This window comes from Kamptonema sp. PCC 6506 (assembly GCF_000180455.1).
Taxonomy (GTDB): domain Bacteria; phylum Cyanobacteriota; class Cyanobacteriia; order Cyanobacteriales; family Microcoleaceae; genus Kamptonema; species Kamptonema formosum.
In genome coordinates this window covers 1-6,123 of the sequence record NZ_CACA01000094.1, presented here as the reverse complement: position 1 = coordinate 6,123, position 6,123 = coordinate 1, and the positions used below count along the sequence as shown (strand labels likewise).

The window sequence follows — 6,123 nt, the reverse complement described above, 5'->3', positions numbered from 1 at the left end:
TTAGCAAGGGAGGATTCAGGAGGGTTTCCCTCCTTAGCAAGGGGGGATTCAGGAGGGTTTCCCTCCTTAGCAAGGGGGGATTCAGGAGGGTTTCCCTCCTTAGCAAGGGGGGATTCAGGGGGGTTTCCCCCCTTAGCAAGGGGGGATTCAGGGGGGTTAGCGACTCGCTCAAATGCTTGCAATAGAGTTTCTACTTCGGTTTCTCTTCCATAAAGTTTGTCGGGAATGGTAAAGCGATCGCACACATCTCTACAAGCGATTTCAAAGCATTCAATTTGACCGCTTTGTTGAAGTTGAGTTAAAGATTTTTCTAAATCATATTTCAGCCCTAATGCACTTTGATATCTATCTTCGGCATTTTTTGCCATCAATTTTTTAACAATTTCTGATATTACAAATGGGATTTCTGGGTTGATTTCATGTACTAATGGTGCTGCTTTTGCAATATGACAATGCACTAACTCCATCGCATCGCTTGATTGAAAAGGTAACTCTCCTGTCAGTAATTCGTAGAAAGTTACACCCAAAGAATAAAAGTCAGTCCGATAATCAATCCCTCGGTTCATTCTCCCGGTTTGTTCTGGAGAAATATAAGCAAGTGTCCCTTCTAAAACATTAGGATTAATCAGCGTTTGTGTTTCTCGCGGTAGCAAAGAGGCGATACTAAAGTCGATTAATTTGACTTGTTTGGTTTCGGGATTGATTAAGATATTGCTGGGCTTGATGTCTTTGTGAATGACGCGATCGCGATACAGTATATCTAAGATATTTGACAGTGCGATCGCTATTTCAAAAAATTCTTTCAAAGGCAGGGATTTTTTACCTTTCCGAGCCCATTCGTGAAGAGAAATACCGCCAAAGTCTTCCATAACCAACGCATAGCCATTTTGATAGGGTTCCAGGCTATAAGTTTGGACGAACAGAGGTGAGTTAAGATTTTTAGCAATGGTGTATTGATTGCGAAATTGCACCAGTTCGCTAAAGGTAGGATACTCATTTTTTAGCAGTTTGATGACAACTGGTAATCGATTGTCGATCTGGATAGCCCGATATACTATGGTGCGACTTCCTGAATAAACTGTTGCAATAATTTGATAGTTAGTAATGTGAATACTTGTGTTCTTACTATTGTTGTTAAAATTATTCATGGCTTTTTTTGTTGATAAATTGATGAAAAGTTGTATGTTCAATCAGTTTGTAAAGCCAGCTCAAATTAATTGTTTTCTTGGACTTTAGTGGGTAAGGTGATAATAAATTCTGTCCCTTGACCTAGTGTTGAGTTAACATGAATAGAACCGCCATGTTTTTCGATGACGATTTGACGAGCGATTGCCAATCCTAACCCCGTGCCTTTCCCTACACCCTTAGTAGTAAACAAATGGTCAAATACCTTTTGCTTGACTGATTCATTCATTCCTTGACCATTGTCAGTTATAGTAATTTTTACATCTTGATTGTCCACGCAGGCGATAATTTTAATCAGATTAGGCTGAGCCTTGATTTGGGCAAAACTCCGCCCAATATTTGCTTCTTCTAAGGCATCGATCGCATTAGCCAGAATGTTCATAAACACCTGGTTAAGCTGTCCAGGGAAGCATGAGATTGCGGGAATATTCCCATAGTCTTTGACTACTTCAATGGCGGGTCGATCGTCGTTCGCTTTCAATCGATATTTGAGGATTAAGAGCGTGCTGTCTATGCCCTCGTGGATGTTAAATATCGCTTTGTAGTCTTTGTCAGCTCGAGAAAAGGTGCGGAGGCTAGTGCTGATACTTTTAATGCGATCGCAGCCCGATTGCATCGAGTCAATCATTCTGGGCAAGTCTTCAATAATATAGTCTAAATCGATATCTTTGGCATGGTCGGCAAGCTCTATTTCTGGGGCGCGATCGCGATAGAGATTGAGATGCTCCACTAAGTCTTGAACTGTGGATTTGGCTTCATATAAATTACCGGAAATAAAGCCAACTGGGTTATTAATCTCATGAGCAACACCAGCAACTAAGTTGCCCAACGCCGACATTTTCTCACTTTGAATCATTTGCAATTGGGCTTGTTGTAAATCTTGTAAAGCGTGTTCGAGTTCTTGAGATTTTTGCAAGATGGCTGACTCAGCTTGTTTGCGATCGCTAATATCCAAATATAATCCATCCCAAACCATTGAGCCATCGGCAAATCTTTGGATTCGAGATTCCCCATGAATCCACTTGACGATTCCAGATGGGGTGACAATTCGCCCTTCCCATTGCCAGGAAGATCGGGTTTGAATGACGTGAGTTTGGGACTGTAGAAAACTTGCTATGTCATCTGGATGTACCATATTGTCGAAAAACTGCCAATTGGACATAGCTTGCTCTGGGGTAATTTCGAGCAAGTTGTAACAGTCAGCACTGATGTAGTTTAACGATAGGATTCCATCAGGATTCATCCGATATTGATAAACCACTCCCGGCACGTTGTCTACTAAATTATGAAAGCGAGACTGGGCGGCATTCAACTCATTTAGCGATCGCTCTAGCTGTTGGGAATAGGTTTGTGACTGCTCATAAAGTAGGGCATTTTCCAAAGAAATAGCCGCTTGAGCACAAAGTAGATTGAGTAGCTCAATGCGATCGCTCGTGAACGCTCCCGTTGTTAAATTATTCTCTAGATACAACACCCCTAGCAACTTCCCTTGATGCAAAATTGGGCTGCACAAAATACTTTTTGGCTGCTGACCCATGATGTATGGGTCATTAGCTAAAGTCGGATCGATCGTGGCATCAATCAGCACAGCAGTCTGTTTATTACGCTTAACTTTGTAAATCAGCTTCAGGGGAATGTCTTGACTGTCCTCAATGGCAAGGCGCTGCAACACGACTGGCTCCGTCCCCACAGTAATCGATCCTTCGATCAGCAAGCGCGAGTCTTGTAAGAGCATTAACACGCACTTATCAGCTCCCGCATTTTCGATGACGAGAGAAAGCAACGATGCCAGCAGTTTTTCCAATTCGATTTCGCCTGAGATAGTTTGAGAAGCTTTGAGAATGGCGGCTAAATCTAAAGTAGCAGAGACAATGCTACTGTTGGAACTGGGAGAACTGGTGGAGCTACTCCCCAATGAGAAGATAGTTTCTTGAGTGGAGAGGGGAGAACGGGTTTGCTGGAGGATGGGGGCGAGAAGTTCGGGATAGCATCGCTCCAAGTCGGCAACTTTGGCTTTAGCGCCCCAACGAGCATAGCCATAGTAGGCATTCGTCATGTATTCCTGGGCAATGCGCTGTTTGTCCCAGTCTAGGTAAAATTTAGCAGCTAGTTCATTGGCTAGTGCTTCTTCTTGGATGTATTCGTTGGCTTTGGCTCCAATGATGGCGCGATCGTAATGTTCAATTGCTTCAGCTTTATTGCCTAAAACCCGATACTTTTCGGCCTCAACTAAATACCATTTATGCTGATGATTCATGGGAGCATTCTGCGCCCACTGTTGCAAAATAGTTTGATGGGTTTCCACCAAGGCTAGAAGTTCGGCTTGCTCAATTTCTGACTGCGTGGTGAAAAGTGCCAAATGCGTCAGGGCTGTATAGAAATGAAAAATGGGAATAAAAATCATCCCTGATACTGCCATTAAATACTGTTTGGCTTGGGTACTATATTCTAGGGCAGAGGTGTAGTTACCAATAAAGTATGCCAGCATCAGTTTGTAAGTGTAAGCAATAGCAATCGCTGTGAGATCCTTGTCCTGATGGTGCTTAGGAATCATCACCGTTTCATCATAGGCACTGCCAACTAAGCAATCTAACAGAATCCTGGCTTCCTTCAAGTTATATACAGTTTGCTGCATCATATCCAAATAAGTCAGGGCAGAATGTTGTTTTATCTGCACTAATACAGCCCTAGAATCTGCTATTTCTGGTTCCCAAATATCCAGTTCTAACCCCGCAAAAAGTTGGGCAATAAAATAATTCAGCGAGTTATAGCCAGCGTTGAGAAAATCACCAGTTTCTATACCAGTTGCATAGCCATCTTTCATCGTCAGTGTTGTTACCCTAAGCGATTCTTGATGATGTTGAACCCAGGCCGAAAACAGCAGTAGAACTTTACATTTGAATTCCCCGACATTAAATCGATCCAGCAAGTTTATTGCTAATCGCCCAAAGCTATAGCCTGTTTTCACTTCTCCCAAAAAGGCACACAACACCATACTGTGAATCATATACCCCACCGTTGATGCAGGTGCATTCCCAAACTGGATTGATAAACTCACCATCGTTGCACTCAGTATGGGCAGTAATCCGGGCATTGCCTGTAGAATCGGTGAAAATAATATTCCTAAGAGTTGCATAGCTGCCTGAGTCTGGCAATCGCTCATTACAGGTAGATCGACTAATTCCTCAATCCCTCTATCACCTTGAAGACTAGCTACGGTTTGCAGCGCTTTAGCAATTTTGGCTTCGTCAGGTGCAATTGGGAGTTCAACCCTCAATTGAAAGAGTGCATCTCTTCCGACTGCAATGGCTTCTAATATGTTGCCCCGGGCTGTCTGGGCGACGATTTGAATTTGGTAAATTTTGATTTTGTCTAAAATCGTCTCAGCTTTTTGTAACACCAGTGCTGCTATTTTTTCCATGCCATCAAAATCAGCATTCAAATATGCGGCTTCGGTAGCAGCAACATGGAGATTCAGAGTCAATTCATACTGACTTTGCCAACAGTTAGTTGTTAGTAAATGAATCCCTTTTTGCAGATAGACTGTTGCCGCATTATATGCTGTAGAATTTCTGGCTTTCTGTCCCGCTTTTAAGTTAAGTTGAGCTAAAGCTTCTCGTTCTTGCGGTTGAGTAATTAACTCAATTCCTAAGTTCAAATGCCCGACGAGATCGAACAGTTTTTCCTCAAGCTCTAACTCGGAAAACTTTTGTTTAAGTAATTGTCCAATTTTGAGATGAGTTGCTGTTTTCTGTTCATCGGGAATCAGGGAATAAGCAGCTTGTTGTACTCTGTCATGTAAAAATCTATACTTGGCTATTTGTTTAGTAGTATTTTCATGTTCCACTACCAATCTTTCATTTTCTTCTCCCTGATAAAACTTATAAACATCGCCAATCGGCAAAATCAAGCCTTCTTGTAATGCTTTCCATAAATCCGCCGACGTTTCAATTTCTGATTTTTCTGAAACAATTGCCAAAGTTGCTAAATCGAACTGATTGCCAATACAAGCTGCTAACTGCAATATCTGTTGAGTTGATGGCGGTAGTTTTCGCAACTGAAAACCCATAAAAGCCACAACATCATCTGTAACTGCTTGCTGGTTCACTTGTGCAATGTCACATTGCCATCCCCCTGCTTGGTAAGGGGGGATTGGGGGAGTGAATTGAATCAGTCGATCTTGATATAATGCTTTGAGAAACTGGGTAGCAAAAAACGGATTTCCTTGAGTTTTTTGAGAAATTAATTGAGAAAGAGGTAATGCCAAAGTTTCTGGACATTTCAGTGTGTCAGCAACTAATTGATTTACTTTGACTTGACTCAATGGCGCTAAAGTAATTGTATTAATCGTTGCTTGGTTTTTTTGAATCTCACTCAAGGTTAAGATTAATGGATGTGCTGGATAAACTTCGTTATCACGGTACGCGCCAATTAACAAAAGATAACTTGTATCAGCCATTAATAGCTGCATTAACTTCAGCGATGCTGAATCTGCCCATTGCAAATCATCTAAAAATATCACCAATGGATGTTCAGCACTGGTAAAGACTTGGGTGAATTTTTGAAATAATAAATTAAAGCGGTTTTCGGCTGCTGTTCCTGATAACTCTATAGCTGGTGGTTGTGAACTAATAATACGTTCTAATTCGGGGATAACTTCAATAATTACCTGTCCATTTTCTCCAACTGCATCTAATATTTGGTTTCTCCACTGTTCTAATTGGAGATCGCTTTCGGTTAACAATTGCCCCATTAAATCCCGGAAGGCTTGCACAAAAGCAGAGAAGGGAATGTTACGTTGAAATTGGTCATATTTCCCTTTAATAAAATAACCGCGTTGGCGCACAATTGGTTTATGCACTTCGTTGACAACGGCTGTTTTTCCAATCCCGGAAAAACCAGCGACTAGCATCATTTCNCNCNCTCCTCCTACCGTAC

2 protein-coding genes are annotated in these 6,123 nt (G+C 41.8%); both read right to left on the bottom strand.

Annotated elements, in window-relative coordinates:
- Positions 1–1,148, bottom strand: a 1,148-nt coding sequence (locus tag OSCI_RS05160) for a serine/threonine protein kinase (protein ID WP_039961758.1), incomplete at its 3' end; no start/stop codon positions are given.
- A gap of 65 nt (positions 1,149–1,213) precedes the next feature.
- On the bottom strand, positions 1,214–6,123 hold a 4,910-nt coding region (locus OSCI_RS05155; protein WP_039961757.1), incomplete at its 5' end, for a trifunctional serine/threonine-protein kinase/ATP-binding protein/sensor histidine kinase.